The 17,117-nt window shown below is 70.4% G+C and carries 16 protein-coding genes and 4 pseudogenes; 7 read left to right on the forward strand and 13 right to left on the reverse strand.

Features of this window, described 5'->3' with window-relative positions; translation table 11 throughout:
- The first annotated feature begins 340 nt into the window (after positions 1 to 340).
- Positions 341 to 1,462 (forward strand): IS630 family transposase, encoded by a 1,122-nt coding sequence (locus AB0L21_RS09305; RefSeq protein WP_365783096.1) that lies wholly within the window; start codon positions 341 to 343, stop codon positions 1,460 to 1,462.
- A gap of 26 nt (positions 1,463 to 1,488) precedes the next feature.
- On the opposite strand, the gene AB0L21_RS09310 is transcribed toward AB0L21_RS09305, so the two are convergent.
- Entirely contained in the window at positions 1,489 to 1,950 is a 462-nt protein-coding gene (locus AB0L21_RS09310) for an SUKH-4 family immunity protein (protein ID WP_365783098.1), read from the reverse strand.
- Positions 1,951 to 2,881: 931 nt separating this feature from the next.
- Between AB0L21_RS09310 and AB0L21_RS09315 the strand changes: the two are divergent.
- A pseudogene (locus AB0L21_RS09315) lies at positions 2,882 to 3,019 on the forward strand (helicase); the annotation flags it as partial.
- Positions 3,020 to 3,086: 67 nt separating this feature from the next.
- Here the strand turns inward: AB0L21_RS09315 and AB0L21_RS09320 are convergent.
- Positions 3,087 to 4,382, reverse strand: a complete 1,296-nt coding sequence (locus AB0L21_RS09320; RefSeq protein ID WP_365783100.1) for a hypothetical protein — start codon at positions 4,380 to 4,382, stop codon at positions 3,087 to 3,089.
- A gap of 445 nt (positions 4,383 to 4,827) precedes the next feature.
- On the opposite strand from AB0L21_RS09320, the gene AB0L21_RS09325 reads away from it, so the two are divergent.
- Positions 4,828 to 5,337 (forward strand): SUKH-4 family immunity protein, encoded by a 510-nt coding sequence (locus tag AB0L21_RS09325; RefSeq protein WP_365783102.1) that lies wholly within the window; start codon positions 4,828 to 4,830, stop codon positions 5,335 to 5,337.
- A gap of 234 nt (positions 5,338 to 5,571) precedes the next feature.
- Here AB0L21_RS09325 and AB0L21_RS09330 read toward each other — a convergent pair whose 3' ends face one another.
- Positions 5,572 to 5,931: a hypothetical protein gene (locus AB0L21_RS09330; RefSeq protein WP_365783104.1), complete on the reverse strand. Its 360-nt coding sequence runs from the start codon at positions 5,929 to 5,931 to the stop codon at positions 5,572 to 5,574.
- A 117-nt stretch (positions 5,932 to 6,048) separates the two neighbouring features.
- Between AB0L21_RS09330 and AB0L21_RS09335 the strand changes: the two are divergent.
- A pseudogene (locus AB0L21_RS09335) lies at positions 6,049 to 6,540 on the forward strand (phosphotransferase); the annotation flags it as partial.
- A 49-nt stretch (positions 6,541 to 6,589) separates the two neighbouring features.
- On the opposite strand, the gene AB0L21_RS09340 reads toward AB0L21_RS09335, so the two are convergent.
- Positions 6,590 to 7,021 carry a hypothetical protein gene (locus AB0L21_RS09340; RefSeq protein WP_365783105.1) on the reverse strand — a complete coding sequence of 144 codons (432 nt, stop codon included), beginning with the start codon at positions 7,019 to 7,021 and terminating at the stop codon, positions 6,590 to 6,592.
- 430 nt (positions 7,022 to 7,451) lie between these two features.
- Here AB0L21_RS09340 and AB0L21_RS09345 point away from each other — a divergent pair, with 430 nt between their 5' ends.
- On the forward strand, positions 7,452 to 7,799 hold the full coding sequence (locus tag AB0L21_RS09345; protein WP_365783107.1) for a hypothetical protein: 348 nt from the start codon (positions 7,452 to 7,454) through the stop codon (positions 7,797 to 7,799).
- An 882-nt stretch (positions 7,800 to 8,681) separates the two neighbouring features.
- Here the strand turns inward: AB0L21_RS09345 and AB0L21_RS09350 are convergent.
- From AB0L21_RS09350 to AB0L21_RS09360, 3 genes are all read right to left on the reverse strand, one after another.
- Positions 8,682 to 9,629 carry a hypothetical protein gene (locus AB0L21_RS09350; RefSeq protein WP_365783109.1) on the reverse strand — a complete coding sequence of 316 codons (948 nt, stop codon included), beginning with the start codon at positions 9,627 to 9,629 and terminating at the stop codon, positions 8,682 to 8,684.
- Between the two features lie 251 nt (positions 9,630 to 9,880).
- Complete coding sequence (locus tag AB0L21_RS09355) at positions 9,881 to 10,501, reverse strand: hypothetical protein (protein WP_365783111.1); 621 nt, start codon at positions 10,499 to 10,501, stop codon at positions 9,881 to 9,883.
- Positions 10,390 to 12,795 (reverse strand): hypothetical protein, encoded by a 2,406-nt coding sequence (locus tag AB0L21_RS09360; RefSeq protein ID WP_365783113.1) that lies wholly within the window; start codon positions 12,793 to 12,795, stop codon positions 10,390 to 10,392. The genes AB0L21_RS09355 and AB0L21_RS09360 overlap by 112 nt, the downstream gene beginning before the upstream one ends.
- Positions 12,796 to 13,007: 212 nt before the next feature.
- On the opposite strand from AB0L21_RS09360, the pseudogene AB0L21_RS09365 reads away from it, so the two are divergent.
- Positions 13,008 to 13,160: pseudogene (locus AB0L21_RS09365) on the forward strand (transposase); the annotation flags it as partial.
- Here AB0L21_RS09365 and AB0L21_RS09370 read toward each other — a convergent pair.
- The 6 genes and pseudogenes from AB0L21_RS09370 to AB0L21_RS09395 all read right to left on the reverse strand — a co-directional run bounded on the left by AB0L21_RS09370 (position 13,132) and on the right by AB0L21_RS09395 (position 16,842).
- A complete protein-coding gene (locus tag AB0L21_RS09370) occupies positions 13,132 to 13,665 on the reverse strand; it encodes a CHAT domain-containing protein (protein ID WP_365783115.1) in 534 nt (177 codons plus the stop codon). The pseudogene AB0L21_RS09365 and the gene AB0L21_RS09370 sit on opposite strands and share 29 nt — an antisense overlap.
- On the reverse strand, positions 13,620 to 14,552 hold the full coding sequence (locus AB0L21_RS09375; protein ID WP_365783117.1) for a hypothetical protein: 933 nt from the start codon (positions 14,550 to 14,552) through the stop codon (positions 13,620 to 13,622). The genes AB0L21_RS09370 and AB0L21_RS09375 overlap by 46 nt, the downstream gene beginning before the upstream one ends.
- Before the next feature lie 537 nt (positions 14,553 to 15,089).
- Positions 15,090 to 15,342: pseudogene (locus AB0L21_RS09380) on the reverse strand (hypothetical protein); the annotation flags it as partial.
- 180 nt (positions 15,343 to 15,522) lie between these two features.
- Positions 15,523 to 15,990, reverse strand: a complete 468-nt coding sequence (locus AB0L21_RS09385; RefSeq protein ID WP_365783119.1) for a hypothetical protein — start codon at positions 15,988 to 15,990, stop codon at positions 15,523 to 15,525.
- A 146-nt stretch (positions 15,991 to 16,136) separates the two neighbouring features.
- A complete protein-coding gene (locus AB0L21_RS09390; RefSeq protein WP_365783121.1) occupies positions 16,137 to 16,415 on the reverse strand; it encodes a hypothetical protein in 279 nt (92 codons plus the stop codon).
- 175 nt (positions 16,416 to 16,590) lie between these two features.
- Positions 16,591 to 16,842, reverse strand: coding sequence for a hypothetical protein (locus AB0L21_RS09395; protein ID WP_365783123.1), 252 nt, complete (start codon positions 16,840 to 16,842; stop codon positions 16,591 to 16,593).
- Between AB0L21_RS09395 and AB0L21_RS09400 the strand changes: the two genes are divergently transcribed.
- A complete protein-coding gene (locus AB0L21_RS09400) occupies positions 16,841 to 17,092 on the forward strand; it encodes a hypothetical protein (protein ID WP_365783125.1) in 252 nt (83 codons plus the stop codon). The two genes, AB0L21_RS09395 and AB0L21_RS09400, sit on opposite strands and share 2 nt — an antisense overlap.
- The last annotated feature ends 25 nt before the right edge of the window (positions 17,093 to 17,117 follow it).

Consider the following 17,117-nt stretch of genomic DNA (forward strand, 5'->3'; position numbering starts at 1 on the left):
CAGGCGTACCAGGGCTTCCTCGAGCTCATCGGCCGGCGCCAAGAACAGCGGGCAGCTGCGCGAGGACTTCACCAGCCGGGATCTCGTCCAGCTCCTAATGGTTAACGCCGGCACCCCAGCGCCACCGGCGATGCTGCGCCGGACGCCTGACGCCGCCTCGTGTGTGGATGATCCGGTCCTTCCAGGCCCCAGCCCGCGGACCGCTACCGGACCCGCCGGAAGACGCCGCGCTGTACGAGGGCATTCGCCGCGCTAGTGCTCTGACCGGGAAGGTTCGCCGGGTTCGTGGCTGGGGCGGTTGGATGGGCGGTCACGTCCCTTTCGATCGCTGGAGGTGCGAGTGGCCGAGCCTGTCCGAGTACGCCGACTGACCGACCAGGAAGGACAGAAGCTGCAGCAGATCGTGCGTCGGGGCAGTACCAGCTCGGTGCGCTATCGACGCGCGATGATGCTGCTGGCCTCGGCCGGCGGGAACCGCGTCCCGGTGATCGCCCAGCTGGTCCAGGCCGACGAGGACACCGTTCGGGAGGTGATCCACCGGTTCAACGAGATGGGTTTGGCCTGCCTGGACCCTCAATGGGCGGGAGGCCGTCCCCGCCTGCTGAGCGATGACGACGAGGACTTCGTCATCCAGACGGCCACCACCCGCCCCACCAAGCTCGGCCAGCCCTTCACCCGCTGGTCGATCCGCAAACTTGCCGCCTACCTGCGGAAAGTACACGGACGCGTGATCCGGATCGGCCGGGAAACGTTACGGTGCCTGCTCCGGCGCCGCGGGATCACCTTCCAGCGCACGAAGACCTGGAAAGAGTCGCCCGATCCCGAACGCGAGGCCAAGCTGGACCGCATCGAGCACGTGCTGGAGCACTTTCCGGACCGGGTCTTCGCCTTCGACGAGTTCGGCCCCCTGGGCATCCGGCCCACCGCCGGCTCCTGCTGGGCAAAGCAGGGTAGGCCCAATCGCTTACCGGCGACCTTCCGCCGCACCCACGGCGTCACCTACTTCCACGGCTGCTACTCCGTCGGTGACGACGGGCTGTGGGGCGTCAACCGCCGCCGCAAAGGCACCGCCAACACCCTGGCCGCGCTCAAGTCGATCCGCGCCGCCCGCCCGGGTGGCGCCCCGATCTACATCATCCTGGACAACCTCTCCGCTCACACCGGCGCGGACATTCGCCGCTGGGCGAAGAAGAACAAGGTCGAGCTGTGCTTCACCCCGACCTACGCCTCCTGGGCCAACCCGATCGAGGCCCACTTCGGCCCGCTGCGGCAGTTCACCCTGGCCAACTCCCACCACCGCAGCCACCCCGCGCAGACCCGGTCGTTGCATGCCTACCTCCGTTGGCGCAACAAGAACGCTCGCCACCCCGACGTACTCGCCGCCCAGTGCAAGGAACGCGCCCGCATCCGCAGCGAAAAGGGCATCCGCTGGGGCGGACACCCCCTGGTAATCGCAGCTTGAGCAGCCTGCCCCGATGTTCTACGTGGTCACACACTCATGCCGTAGCCCAGTTCCTCAGCCCCGATGTGCCAGAACGAGTTCTCGTCGGCAACGGCCTCAGCGTCAAGGAACTCGAATCGCTTCAGCAACGCTTCAGTGAGCGCGTCGGCGGCCTGCTCGGCCAGGTCCACGGTCTCGTCTTCGCTCAGACCGTCACCGGGCCCCTCGTATGCAGCAGCCTCAGCAGCGGCCTCCTCATAAGCGTGGTTGAAGGCAACAAACGCCTCAACGCTGGAGTTCACCAGTTGAGGAACACCGCCCTCCGGGAGACACCACAGCGAGTCGTCATCACGCCGTAGGACGAGCGCGCTCAGCCCTGGGTCGACGGCGACCAGGGCATACCTCGCGCCGTCGACCATGCGTTCCACAAAAGGGGAGGCCTGCCACACCCCGGGGTATGGACAGCGAACACATCCGGCCAAGAGCGAGGCGACTTCAGCGTCGTTCATGCCGGGACCATAGCCCGCCCCGCCGACGCTTCACCAAGCCGGTGAACCTATGCGGTCACAGCACTAGCCGCCTTCGAGGAGGCGGCTGCGAGTCTCAACTGAAATGCGCGTATCACGTCAATGCACCCCGAAATGGGCCCTCGCGGGATGTCTGAAAATCGTCCGCAGATTCCCGGGCGCACCCCCCAACAAGCTCTCCGGCGCATTCGGCGGCGCGACCATCCGGCCCCCTGGTGGAGGACCTCGCGTAGGGCACCCCGCCCCGGGCCGAGTACGCCGAGCGGGCGCCTGTGTGTTCGGCACTGCGCCGGGCCAGGGGCAGCCACCCTCGTCGGGGAGGGCGAGATGATGAAGTAGTCGGCGGCGGCGAGCGCGCCGGACGGCAGGCCGACCTCCAGGGCCGCCCGCCACCACGCGCGTGCGACGTCCTCGGGAGCACGGGCCGCCGGGTCCCCCGCGGCATCACCCGCGCGAGGACGCCCCCACAAGGCGAAGGCCGAGCGGCATGAGCAGGTAAAAGACGCCGTCGGCGCCGTCCGGGCCAGCGGCAGGTCGCGCCAGGCAGCTGCCAGGCCGCGTTGGAGGCCATCGACCAGGGATGGTGCCCGCTCGGCTGGGACGTTGCCTGACAGCGCTGCTTCACACTCGCCCGCATCCACGTCCGGGCCGGGGGCGCCCTCCCCGAGACAGCCGGTGAATTCGTCGTGCATGGCGAGGATCGCGGGCATGGGCCGTCGCGCAGCGGCAAGCGTGGGACAAGCTGCCCCCTCCCCCCGCTCAGCAGTGGCTCCTGGGCAGCACGCTCGGTCTGGAGCCCGGCGGCCCCGAGGCCCGGCCCGCGAAGCTCACCGCAGACGACAAGTAGGCACTCAACCTCCGCGCGGCCCAGCAGTACCACGACCGCGAGGGACACCTACGACCCGCCAGGAAGCACACCGTCCGCCTGGACGTCGACGGCAAGGCGGTCGATATCAAGCTGGGGACGTTCCTGGACAACAGCCGGCGCCGGGCCGACAAGCGCACCCCCGCGCGACGCGCCGAGCTGGACCAGCTCGGGATGCGCTGGTAGCCGGACCGGACACCGAAGGGGTGGCGGGCAGTAAATGAGCCAAAGCACGATAGGACGCGGTGCAGTCTCAGCTGTCCACCCCGGCTTCCCGCTTGAGCCGGCGCAGCATGTGGTCGCTGAAGAGGTGTCGGCTCCGGTCGAGCAGTTCACCCACCTCCGCGTCGCCGCCCCGCCCGTCCGGTGACGGATGCCAGCGCTGCACTGATTGCGCGGCCCAGGTGCGCAGCTTCACATCGGGGTCCTCGAACAGACCGACTGCCGCCCGTAGCGCCACGATGCCGCCGCGCGCGTCGAGCAGCCGGAACGCGCCGACGCGGACGTGCCGTGGCTGCTCGGAGCTGGTGCGCTCCAATAGCCAGTCGGCGGGCAGTTCCTTGACCGCGGGCAGCAGGGCGGTGGCGGTCTCGCGGACGACTCCGGCGACAGGGTCGTCGAGGAGCGGCCGCAACTGCTTCGCATCCGCGCGGTCCAGCGCCCGCAACCCTGCCACTGCTCGCGCCCGCACCCCGGCCGCCGGGTGCACGAGCAGCGGCCGCAGCAGCTCGGCGTCCGCGCGGTTGCCGCACTCGGCCAACCCGATGACCGCACCGGGCGGCAACTCGGGGTCGTCTGGTGCCGTGCACCGCTCCCGGTACCAGGCGGCCGGGTCACCACCCTGCTGTCGTATGACATACCGGGCACAAGCACGCACGAGCGCGGAACGGTCGCTGAGAAACGGCTCCGTCTGCTCTGACCGCCCCGCCCGTCTCAGCGCGGTGACGCCAGCCGAACGGACACGCGGGTTGCGTGCGGACAGCAGTGGAGGCAGCACACACTCGTAGGCATCCTCATCCCCCAGAGCCGTGAGCGCCGCTGTGGCGCACAGGTCCTGGACCACGGTGTCCTGGTCCCAGGCGGCCGCGCGGGCCAGCTCAGCGGGACGGAGCAGTCGGCCCTCGACGGCCAGCCGGTACGCGAACCGCCGGACGATGCGGTCGGAGTCAGCGAAGAGAACAGCGAGCTGCCCGCGCGATGCCTGGCGCAGGATCTGGCCGAGCACATCGACGCCGAAGGCACCTCTGTCGCGGCGGCCGACACGGAGGACGAGCGGCGCGAGGCCGAGGGCCAAGTCCACGTTCAGGGCCTCGCGCAGCAACTGCCGGGCGTGCTCGCGTACTGGGCCGACCCAATCGGCGCAGCGGATCACGATCAACGGCAGCAGACCGGGGTGTCGGAGCGACGGGCGCAGCGCCTCCTGACGGATCCGCCCGTCGCGGTGGCAGAGGGCGAGTGCGAGCCGAGACTCGCCGACCTGAGTCAGGTCGGCGGGCAGTGAGGCGGAGTGCTCCCATCCCGGCGAGAACTGAGGGCGGTGCCAGGCCACCTCACGCACTCCTGCGTCCAGCGCAAGCCAGTCAGCGGGGTCGGCGACATCAAGCGTGCTGTGAAGCGGCGCGCCTCCCGCGAGCCGCGTCGCTGCCGCTGTCCCGCCCTCGATGTCCTCAAGCATTCCCGCCCCTCCAGCAGTCCTACCAGGTGATCGTAGGGGCGGGATTCGCGCAGGGCGCGCGGAACATGGCCCGTGATCGCCGAGGACCGCCGCCCGGCACCCTGCCCACCAGAAGCCGAACGCGGTGACATCGCCCCTGCTTCGCTTGCCGCTGGCGACAGGTAGCGCGCCGCATCGGTGACCACCACCATGCTCTGTCCCACTGAAGCCGCAGGTCAGCGGATGCCCATGGTGACAACTACCGTGCTCTGGCACACCCTCGTCGGCGGCAGCTGCACGGTTTGGTGCTCCCAGGCAGTCATCGAGAGAGGATCCTCCCGTGAGCCATCCCCTGCCGCAGTTGCCGAAGCCCGAGTTCGCCTTGATCGTCATCGAGCTGCCACCCGAGGTGCCCACCGGGATCGCTGTCGACCTCAGGACAACCGGCATCCCAGGCGGGTTGATCGGATACGAGTACCGGCCGCTGAGCGAGCCGGCGTACTTCGGGGGGATCGGTGAACGGGGGGTGGTCGCTATCGCGACGAGTGGCCTGTTCGGACACATCGCCATCGATGCGGCCAGTAGTCACATAGTGCATATACCCCATATTGGGTCATCGAGTATGAATCACGTCAACAGTGACCTCGACTCCTTCAACAGATGCGTTGCGGCTGTGATCGCACGCTTCCCGTTCTACGCGGAGGACGACGAGGAGGGGTTCGAGGAGGTGGCGGAAGAGCTGCGCGAGCTCATCTCCGGCATCGACGCCACTGCCCTCGCGGGCGATGGGTTCTGGGAGACCTTCTGCGACGACGTGGCGATCGGAGACTATGCGGACTGGGAAGCGTGATCCCGGATCGGCCCCGGCGTCGATCAGCCGTCCAGGGCTCAGGCCCTGGTCAGTCGTGCAGCCGCCTGCGGGCCGCGTTGGCACCCTCGCGTCGCAGCACGGTCACCCGTCCAAAGACGCGCAGGCGGAACCTGGTGACGGGGCTGTCCAAGTCTGCCCCGACGCCGTGATCACACCAGCCAGGCCGAGGTCATCCCACCGGGCCAGCGTGCCCCGTCAGCGATCCTCCGCGCCTCAGCGGAATTCGTGGATCACCTGGATCTCGCCGACGATGTGAGCGTTGAAGTCGTCCAACTCCTCGGCCGGAACCCACAGCTCGAGGATCGTCTGCCCTCCTGCCTGCTGGATGGGATACCGGCTCAAGAAGTCCGACTCGACCTCGAAACGAGTGACGAAGCCGGCGCCATCGTGCTTCACGTTCCAGTCCCGCGCGATCCTGACCGCGTAGTCCTCGTTGAGGACAGGGTAGAAGATCGGCTGCTCGGGCAGCCGGGGAGGCCACGCACGCCAGTTCAGCTCCCGCACCAGATCCAGCTCCTTGGGGCCGGTGGGACGCCACAGGGTCGTCGTTGCTTGCCGGCTGGTCATCTGCATCGCTCTCTGAACGTAGGCCGCCGGTACGGCGGATCGGAACACCGGACGTTACCGGCGCCGCGAACTCAGCAGCCACGCAGTTTCCGCACCATAACCAGCGTCGTGACCGACAGGTGCAAGCCTCCCTTGCTCGCGATCGCCGCGGTCCCGGGAGGGCACTCGGCTGCCTCGGCGAGCCACCGACCGCGTCGCCGGCCGCCTGGCGGCGGGTACCGCCATCCGAGAGTTACACGACGCGCCATTGCCGCCCTGGCCCGGGCGGGGCCTCGATGAGTTGGCGACGAATCTCGATGTCGAGTGCGAGTAGCTCGTGACGAACGACGTCCTGCCCACCGACACGGTCACCCGCAACCACGAGGTCGCCGAGGCCGCGCTCCGGCCATGCAATCCGGTGTTCACGCACGGCGACCTGCAGATCAGTCACGTGTTCGTGGACGGCAAGGAGCATACGGCCGTCATCGACTGGTCGGTCGCGGGCTGTGGTGACGCCCGGTTCCACCCTGTCACGTTGACGCTCGGACACGCCGAGCACCTCAGCGACGTCGTCACCGGCTACGGCACCGACTCGACCTCGACGTGATCCGCGCATCGTGCTCGCTGCGAAGCCTACCGAGCTCGGCTTCGCCCCCCAGCGCCAGGCTCTGGACCTCTCAGGCGCTCAACGAGGGCAGCCCTGTGCACCCTCAGAGTCTTCGGTATCGAGGGCCTCGAATATGTCTGCAATTTCGATGAGATCTTCAGTGGAGAGTGCGGGTGGCGTCCAGTGGTGTGCGCGTGCGTGATCGATGAAGATCTCGTCCAGCGGGACGTGGTAGTGCTCGACATAGTGAGCGAGGTCTGAGTGCCAGAACCACTCGCCGTCGGTGTGCAGCTCCAACGCACCGATGAACTCGCCACTCAGTGCGTCGTGGACCGGTGATCCGGTCACGGCAAGGGCTGCTCCTGCTCGCAGGTAACGCACTAGCTTCTCCTCGTCCGGGGCAGCGTGGTCGCGGACCGAGTCGCGCAGTGAAGGGCCGTCGGGGCGACCATGCGCCAGCTCCTGGAACTCACCAAGGAACCGGTCGTAAGGAAAAGATCGGCTGGCCATGCACGGAAGCCTATGCACGGAAGATCGACTGTTCGATACTGACACCGGGCAGCGCATCGGCGTGGGAAGAAGCCGGCGGTAGAGGAGCTGCGGATCAGGTGCGCGCCGCGCGTACGGGCCCAGCGGCGCGTCGTCGGTGACCAGGCTGCTGGCCGGGGCGGGTTCGGGCAGCTGCCGGTACGACGTGCTCAGCGCGGGCCTGCTCGATCGTATGGAACAGCGGCAAGAGGTAGGCGCCCTGGGGCCCGTGTGATCACGCCCGGCAACGGCAGAACGCAAGGGCCGCCCGGTGTAGCCCATTTGATGCCCTCGGTCGGGCCGCGCCGGCGAGGGGCGAGATTGGCCGGTGCCAGCCGTCGCCCCGGTGGGAGAGGCATGCTTTCTGGCCAGTACTCGCAGGTAGCGGTACGGGAGGCCGGCTGGTGGGGGCATGATCGCTGTTGTGTTACGCGACGACATGCCCGCTTGCGTGCGGTGGGAGATCCTGATGCACGAGCGCTTCAGCGACGTGTGGATCTGCAAAGACCTCGGCCGAGCCACGACCGGCGCGGATCCTGCTGAGCTGGGCCGGGCCGTCCTGGCCGCCTACCTCGCCGGCCGGGACAGCAGGGGCGAAACGTTCCGCGTTCTCGTCCGCACCGACTACGGCAACCACCTCGTCATCACGGCCGACCAACTCACCGACCCGGCTGGAAAGCGGACCCGGCCGTCTGCCAGGCACTGCCCGCCTACCTCCGCAACGCTCTCACCCGACGCCGAGGCCGCGAGGTGGCCGTGACGCCGCCGGCGTAGCTCTGCTCCGTCTCCTCGGCCAGCCCGCCTTCGGCCAGCGTGACCCGTTCCCGGGGGCGCAGACCCGCCAGCGCGCCTCGGACAACGCGCCCTGCCCGACCCAGGCCGGAACGCCAGCCCGTTGGTCGTTCGGCCCTGGGTCGGGCAGGGCACCTGTTCGGTAGTGCTTGGCGCTACCCGGGCCTGTGTCCTGCGGCGGGTCGGCACCGAGCGGCGTGCGACTGAGAGAGCTCCCAGCCGTCGAAGCAACTCAGCGGGAAGGGGCGCAGCGGGCCGGCACAGCGTGGCGGACGGCACGGAGGCGCCGGCAGTACGGCGGCGGGCCAGGAGCAGCGGGCGGCCCGGGCACGGCGGACGGACGGCGGAACGGACGCCGGCCGGACGGCGCGGGCCGGGCGAGGCAGCCCGGCGCGCGGGGACAGCGGCCGAGGGAACGGCCGCCGACCCGGCTGCCGAACGACGGGGAGGCGCAGGCCGGCGCACCTCCCGGGCCCGGCACGCCGACCGGGTTACCGAGCACGCCGCGCACCGCGGCCGTCCCGGAGCCCCGCGTGGCCGGGGCGGCCTCGGACCGTACAGCGCGGTGGTGCAGGGCCGGCACGTCGAAGCGACCGCCCACGCCGGATTCTTGCCCACCCGTCAGCGATAGTCATGGGCGGCGTCCGGCCGGGGGCCGCCGGCGAGACGGTGCCGGCGGTCCGGGACGGGGCGGAGGCCCCCGCAGCGGGCCGACGGGACATTCCGAGGTGAGCTCGGCGGTCGGCTGAGTCTTCCGGGCCGGGAAGCAGGGCCGTGACCAGCCGGGCCGGCCCGTCATTGCTGGTGCGGATCCGTGCGTGCCGCCCGTCAGCGGCTCGGCGAGCGCGGCTTACGACTCGTAGACGTAGCGCAGGACGACGGTGCGGCGCACCCCGGCCTCCAGCATGGCCTGGGCACGGTGCTGGCCATTGATATAGCCGCCCTCGCTGTCGGGCTGGATCGCATCACCAATGCTGAACAGGGTGGCCAGCGCTTCGGTCTGCCACCCGCCGACGCCGACCGCGGTCGCGTGGGCGATGGCGAAGTCCATCATGTCGTCGCCGTCCACGCCCTGGGCGCGGGCCCGCTCGAGGACCTGCAGCGCCAGGGCGTTGACCGCGTGCCAGTCGCCGCCGTGGTACCAGCAGCACGACCGGGCGCTGCGGCGCGGCAGTATTTGGCGGAGCCAGCGCCGCCACCAGGGCACGCTGGCCGGCATGCAGCCGGGTTCGCGGAATGGGTGGGGGCGGCTGAGGCGTGCCACCGCGAACTTCTCGAACACCGGGCGGGGTTCCGCCTCGGCGGGGCGCGGCACATAGCTGGCACCGCGGTCGGTGGCGACCTTGGCGCCTACCAGCTCCTCGAGTTGCTCGTGGGTGAGCGTCGTCCAGTGCGGGCCGTGCGGCCGGTAGCCGTCGGCACCGGCGAACACCACCTCTTGGAAGCGGGGCTCTTGGCTCGATTCCTCCAGCCCCAGCTGCTGTTCCACCCACACCGGCGGCGCCTCCTCATCCGGGCAGTGTCGTTCCCACACCGCGCCCGCGTACTGCTCCGCCCCGTTCATCAGGCTCATGCCCTCGCCGGCGCTCTGTGTCGCCACCGCAACCGGGCGCGCGCCCGCCGCGGTGAACAGCTGCAGCCGGAACGTCCCCGGCAGGCCGGGGGTGGTGAACATGGGGTCGTCCACGGTGCGTTGGCGCGGCGTCGTCAGCGCGCGCAGCTCGTCCTGGCCACCGGAACGGCCATCGGGGCGCGGCGCTGGCTCGGGCGCGGGGTTGGCGGGGAGGTCATTGGTCATCCCCCGATCATTGCCGACCCGGCTGGAGCCCGGGGCCGGGTCGGTCAGCCGGCCGTCGACGGTGCTGGGGCCAGGTCCACCTCGCCGGCTTCGATCAGGGCCCGGCGCAGCTGCGCGGCCTCGGCCGGGCGGTCGGGCGCGGGCAGGGCTTCAGCTCTCTGCAGCAGGGCGCGGGCGTGGCGGCGGACGTCGCCGTCGTACGCGCCTTCAGGGGCCGGCGGGTGAGCAAATGCACGACCAGGAGCAGGGCATCAGGGCTGCGCGGATGGGCAGCCGCGCGTTCGGCGACCCGGCCGGCGTCCTTCTGGGCCGGGGAGTGGGCGGCGCCGGGCCAGGGACAGCCACGCCTCTTCCGGCAGCGCCGCGGCGAAGTCGCCGGCGCCCGCGAGCGCGCCGGGCGGCAGGTCGGCCTCCAAGGCCGCGGTCCACCACACCTGCTCCGTGTCCACCGCGGTCCGGTCGACCGGCCGCATCGCGGTGAAGAGGGCAAGGTACCCGAGGAAGGCAGAGGCGGCCTCGGCGCCGCCCGGGCCGGCGGCCAGCTCACGCCAGGCGGCCACGGGATCGCCGAGCAGCTCGTCATGGCCGGTCAGCAGGGCGTGGACCACGCGGAACGCCGCGCGGCCGGACGGTTCCTCGCGCAGGGCTGCCAGGAGCTGGCCGCGGTCCAGGGCGGCGAGCAGCCGGGGCAGGTGCGCTCCGATCACGGCGGCGACCGCCTCGTCGCCGCCGCGGGCGGCCAGGACGCTGGCGACCAGGTTCAGGACGTCGCCGGGCATCTGGCCGTCCCGCAGGGCCCGGCTGGCGGCGTAGTCCAGGAGGCAGTCCAGCGCGCGCACCGCCGGGTGGGCGTCCAGCAGGCCCGCGGGCATCCCTGTTCCTCCCCGGCCGCCCGGTCGGCGGGCGGGCCGGCCGGGCCGGTGGCGGGCGTTGCCGGACCGACCGCCGCCGCAGTCGGCGGCGGGGCGGCGGGGTGGGTGAGCGGCTCGGTGAAGGCGTGCAACTGGTCCAAGACGGCCGGCAGGTCACCGCCGAGATCGCCGAGGCCGTCACCGGTGCGCCACACGAAGGTCAGCAGGCCGGACCACGCCCGGCCGGCGTACTCGCCCGCGTCCGGGACGTGGGGGTCGGCGGGCGCGGGCAGGGCTCGGCTGAGCGCGAGGGCGGCGAGCACGGCCTCGGCCGGGCCGGCGGGGAAGTCCTCGGGACGGCGCGCGGCGGCTGCGACGGCGGCGAGGTAGAACGCGCCGAGCTCCGGCAGGACGAGGGCGGCGAGCACGGCGGGGACATCAGCGGTCCAGGTCGCCGGGTCGGCCGCCACCAGGCGCCGCAACACGGTCGCGTAGCCGGGTGCGCCCGCGTCCGGGGCGCCGGCCAGGGCGGCCGCGGCGGCCCGCTCCAGCAGGTCCTCTACTGCGACGGCGGTGTGATGGCGCGACCGCGGGCGGGCGGCACTGCGCGGGTCGGGCGGGCCGTCCGGCCGGGCCCGGCGCAGCGCGGCCAGCAGCGGGTCGAAGCCGGCCAGCAGCGGCGCGGGCAGGACCGGCGACCAGGCCCACACCCGCAGCCAGGACGCCGGCGGCTCCACGGCCTCACCGGCCCGGCCGGACTGCTCGCCCTGGTCGAACTGCTCGGGTGCGGCCGCCAGCCGCTGATCGACCGCGGCGGCGGACGGCGCCTGCCCGAGCGCCTCCCGTACCCGTTGATGGAGGCCGGCGGCCCGGCCGGGCGGGCAGGTGTCCAGCACCAGAGCGGCCAGCCGGGCGCCTTCCGGCGTCGGGCGGCCGGCCAGCAGCCGGACGGTGGCGTCGACCGCCAGGTCCCACCACTGCTGTGCCCCTTCGTCCCCGGCGTTGGGGGGCGGCGTGTGCGCGGCCAGGTGGGCGGCGAGCACCCGGTCGTGCACACCTGCGTCCGCAGCCGCGATCCTCGGCCACGCCCGCAGCCGGTCGGCCAGCGGCAGGCCGGCCGCGGCGTCCGCCGCGGCGAGATCCAGGACCGCGCGGGCCAGCAGCGGGCCCATGTCCAGGACCGGGCCCAGGAAGATCGTGGCGTGGACACGGACCTCGTCCAGGTCGACGTACACCGGCCAGGGCCGCCTGTCGGACGTCTCGATGTCGCGGCGCAGCAGGCCCGCCAGCGCGCCGCGGACAGCGCGGTCCCAGCGGAACGGGCCGCCGGCGTCGGCGTGGACGGTCACCACCAGCTCGCGCAGCAGGCCCGTGATGTCGTGCTCGGGCAGCCGGACCGCCCACTCCCGCTGGAGGACCTCGGTCAGCTCGGGCAGCGGCCGCTGCTCGGCGTGCGCGCGCCGACGCTCATCCCAGTAGGCCCGGAAACCGGCGTGCCCCAGGTCGACGGCGTCCTTCAGCAACTCCTCGGCGACCAGGACCCAGTCCCCGTCCCGTACGGGCGCCGGGAGGGTCCCCGCCCAGCCGGCCACGAGCCGGCGCGGCACGTCCGCCTGCTCGGCCGGCTCCCCGGCCCGGGCCGGGGACAGGACGTGCGGGAGCAGCCGGCGCACCCCGGCCGGAGGGAGGGCGCCGGCGTCGGCCAGACGCAACAGCGCGCCCAGCACCAACGGGCCGGCGGCGGCCAACTGGACAGCGTGATCGGCCAGCCACGGCCGGACGGCCTCGCGGGATACGGTCGCGAGGCGCTCGAGGAACGGAGCGGCCGGCCAGACGTCGGCCGCCCCGTTGGCCGCGAGCAGGTGCGGGGCGTGCTCGTGAAGGAGCGGGAGCCAGGTGGCGGCCGGGCCGGAGCGGAAGAAGAACGCGGTGGCGCGCGGGTCCGCCCAGCCGGCCAGTTCCCGCGCCTCCGCCTCACCCGGCTGCCTCAGAGCGGCCAGCTCAAGGACCCGCCCGGCGCGGCCGGGCAGCGGCACCAGCAACTCCCGGGCCGCGGCCAGGAGCCCGCGGTAGAGGGCCGCGGCGCGGGCCGGATCGGCAATGCCACCATGCAAAGTGCCCGACGCCATGCCGTACACCTCGCCCCACACGCTGAGGGCTTCCTCCTGGGCGGCGCCGAGTGGGACGCCCATCAGACGCTCGGCGATCCCCGCGGCCCGGGCCTGGTGCCAGCCGCCCGGCCGCTTCAGCTGCCCACGCAGGACCTCGGCCGCCTCACGCAGCCGGAGCCGGCCCTCGGTGCCGGCGCCACTCACGCCCGCCGCGCCTCCGGCAGAGGTGGCCGCGGGCGGGGTGGAGGACTTACGCGGTACGGGAGCGGGTTGCGGGGGCCCGTCGGCCGGCGAGCAGCCGGTAACACCGCTCTCCCCCGCCGCTGCCGGGCGGTCCGGGACGGCAACAGGCCCGTCACCCGACACCGCAGCCAGCAACATCCGACCCCGACCACCCAGTAAACGCAGCACAAACCGGCACCATCCGCTGGGTCGTCGAGCGGACGATCTCCTGGCTGCACGGCTTCCGCCGCCTGCGGATCCGCTGGGAGCGACGAGACGCCATTCATGGGGCGTTCCTCGGTCGCGCAACCTGCCTCATCACACACCGCTACGTTCAGCGCCTCTAGGAGCTTGCGAACCCGAAGGCTTTGCTGCAAGGGTGATCGGGAAGCCGATGTGTACGTAGGGCGCCCAGGCTGCTGGCGGTTCGCCGCGCCTGATGGCGTCGCAGCACGTAGCTTGGTACGCCTCGAGGCTGCTGGCGCCTGGCCACTGTTGGTAGAACTTGTGCGCGAATGGTCCGGCGGCGCCGGCGTACACCGGGCACAGCGCGGATACCGAGGCGACGGTGCCGCGGACGCGCAGTGCGAGTGGGAACCCGTTGACATCCCCGGCGTGTGGGATAGCGCGACCGACGTTGCATGCGTTGATAAACGCGAAGTATGCCCGACAGCCGTTTCGGAGCCAGTCGCCGGCGGTCAACCGTACCTTGCGGGACAGTTGCAGCTCCGAGGCCATGGAGGAGGGCCACTCCTGATATTCGCCATGGGCGGCGATGTGCGTGATGTCCCATCGGTTGTTCGGGTTCAGAAATTGGCAGCGACCACGTTCTGCAGTTGTCGGCCGGAGCACATGAGGCCCAACTCTTCAAGGCGCCTTTTTAGCTCACAGACCTCCTCAGGTGCGAATATAGAGGAGTCCCACCCCCCGACCAGGGCCGACTTCGCCACCATCTCGGGGAGGGTCGGGTCGGTTAGGGCGGACAGGTATGTCACTCTGTACCGCTCGATCAGGAAGCTGCCCGCACTAAATGCCGCGTGCAATGGCATTCCGGAAAACGACCGATGGGGAAGGAACACGACCTCCTGGACGTGTTTGAGATCATCTTCGAACCGGCCGACGATCTCCGAGTGGAGTCGCCTGAGCGCGCCGGTATGACATGCCCACTCCTGCAGAGAACCCCAGACAGCCTCGCGCAGCTCGCTCAGATGTTCGGAGGTGACGTCGAGCCGTGCAACCCACCATCGCCGCGACTCGACGGCTGCCACAGAGCCTGCCGCCCAGAAGCCGCCGTGACGGTCACCGAAAAGCTGGACGTAAGCGGCAGGTCCTGGCATATACACCAGCAGAGCCTCCGGCTTGTACTCGGTTGGCTGAGATGCGCTCGGCGTCGACATCGCCGTGTTCAAACGTTGCTGCATGACCTCGAACAGTTGGTCATCGGCGCCCTTTATGCGCCGGTGGAACCGCTCGGCGAGCTCGAACTCGTTGACCAGCTGCGTATCCTCGCCCAAGAGTCCGAGGGCCGCGTGTGCCGTGTGGAATGCCAGTTCCGGGTGCCCGCGGGCGGCAAGGAATGCAGCCACTCGTGTGGTGATCGCAGCCATCTGCCGTGCCACATCGATGAGGTCAGCGGTGCCGCGTGCCTGGGTCACGGCATGCTTCACGAGGCCACACAGGCGATGCACGACGCTCGCTGCGGCGGAGCCGTCGCAGGCGTGAACGGCGATCTCGACCATGACCCGCAGTGCCTGGGTTGCCTCCGTCCATCGGGCCGCTGCGGTTGATACGGTCAGCGCCTCCTCTGCCACCGCGAGGCGATGCGCCGGCTTCAGGGCTGTCTAGCGGGCGAGTTTGTTCAATAGCTCGGGCCGTAGATAGGTCGCGTACCTGGCGGCGATCTCGTCGGCGGACTCCAGCAGTGAGCGTCGGAAGTCTTCGGTGGTGTGACACTGCGCTGGCTCGAGCCGCCCCGAGCGTTCTCGGCGCCGGTCCGGTGGCCAGTCGTTGATGACCGCGGCGACCGACTGCAGTACCTCGAAATCCCCCCGGAATTCGATTATTTTCATGACCTTCTGCACCACAGCGGCAGCGTGTTCGTCTGTGATGGCTCCGACCAGCCCGGCAATCTCGCTTGCTCCACTGGCGCCTTCAGCCTCGTCCCCTATGGCCGCTTCATCCTGGATACGCGTTTCCTCATCTTGTATGTCTGCAGAAAAGGCGGTATCGGCAACGTCGGGGTCCAGCGGATCTGTTGGCCACGTCGGGCCACAAACGCCGGCCGCGTCCTCTCGGTGGGGCACCGCCCGGCGCGGTCCCACCAGCTTTTTCTGCGAGAATCCATCGGTCACCACGCCGGGGGTCTCCGCCTCGGTCAGCGCCTCCAGATACTGCTCTAGGCCGATCACCCGGCGCTGAAGCACCTCTTCCGCCCTCCGCCAGAGCTGCCTGAACCCGCTCCAGCTCAGCTGCAAGTTCCTCCACCCGCGCCGCCGCGGCCTTCCGCCGCGTCTCCAGAACCGCCCGCATCGATGGCACCCGCCACCCCCACGACATATCGGCCAGCAACGGAGCGAGGCTCCCGCGACAACCGCGATCTCATGCCTGAACAGCAGAAACCGCACACGAGGTCCGGAAAGAGAACGGCCTCTGAGAAGTGAGCGGCGGCCCTCACTCGGTACCCGGTGTGCGGCCGCTGCACAATCAGAGTCAGCTTTGGGCCTCGGCACTGATCAGAGGCGTGCGGCTTAGATCTGGGCCGTAGATGTCACGGATCCGCGCAGCAATCGCCTCCTGCGCCGTCTCCAGAGTGGCCAGGGGCCGCTCGATCGAACCACCGCGGGACATTTCGTTGATGTACGCGTGCGCTGAGGTTGTCCAGTGCCGGGCCTGCTCGTCGAGCACAAGGCCCTTCTGGCTATGTACCTTGCGGTTGGTAGCCGTCAGGCGCCCATTCCACTCTGGTGCTGCCTGGACGCCGGTCTCCACCGCATCGTGAAGCGCGAGCGCCACCGTAAAGAGTTCCGTGAGCGCCTCGTGCACTTCGATGAGGTGCGTCAGCTCGAACGACTCCCGCCGGTCCAGGCGTGCTTGGTTGCGGTCCAGGGCGCGCAGCTGCCTCTCTCGTTTGAGGGCTGCCGCCTCCTTGCGGGCATCGGCCCACTGGTTCAAAGCCACACCAAGGATCAGTGTGAGCACCGGTAGAACGGCGGTTATCGTCCATTTCCAATCCACCTGGCGGAAGGTACATCCACCTCACCGATTCCGCTCGCCCCGCGGCGGAGGCCTGGACGAACCAAGGGGGGCCGCTGTGCGTGTCCGACCTACGGTTCCGCGGTGGCGGCGTCCTCCAGCATCTTCCTCGGGTCGATGTCGCCGTTCTCATCCGTCCACCCAAGGTGATCCGCCGCAGCTTGGAGAACGAGTGCGCTGTAGTCGTCATCCTTCACGTCCTTGCAGGCGGCTGGTTTCCCCTCCCGGTCCGTCTTGTACTGGGCGGCGAGCGCCTTCTGGCAGTCCTTCATGACGTCGTCGTAGGTGGGCCGGACCATCAGCCAGACGCTGACGGCGGCACCCGCGGCGATGACGAGTGCGGCAGCCATGATGGCGAGTCTGCGGTGTTGCATGGTTCCCCCCCAAGGGATGTTGTGCTGTGCGAGCAGCATGCGCGCTCGGCGGTCAGCGCGTGAGGTGTGCCCATGCTGTGACCCGAACGAGCGGGCCCCGCGTCGACGGGGGCAACGGCGGGGCCTGGCCTTCAGTATGACCGCGGCAGGGTCACAACTTGGGGAAGTACACCGAAGTGTCTGCCTGCGGGTGATCGCTGATGAGCGCGTTCTCCAGCGCGTACCGCAGGTCCCGCAGCGTGTTCTCGACCTTGTCCAGCTTCCTCAGCGGCTGCCCTTCCCTGCCCTGCAACGGGTAAGCGTTGCCCAGTTTGGAATGCAGGGTCGCCAGTTCGGTCTGCATCCTGGCCAGCTGCTTCCCGATCTGCAAGTGCTCTTCTTCGGTGAGACGCGGCTTCGTCATGCCGGGATCACCCCTTCATGGCTTATCCCGGGTAGGGGCCGGGGCCCGCGCGCTCGGCATCCGGGTCCACCCGGCCGCCGGCGCGGCCGCGCTCGCCATCTCCTTCGGCACCCACTACGCCGCGGACCGACGCATCCCGGGCAAGGGTTTGCTGGAGCGGATCGCCACCAAGACCGGCAAGGGCGGCTTCTACAAGCTCGCCGACTTCATGAACGGGCGTCTTCCACCTCGACTTTCTCTGCACTACTGACCTTTGCGGCGTGTTGTCGTGAGGG

The organism is Streptomyces sp. NPDC052721 (genome assembly GCF_040678315.1).
In the GTDB taxonomy this organism is placed as follows: Bacteria; Actinomycetota; Actinomycetes; order Streptomycetales; family Streptomycetaceae; genus Streptomyces.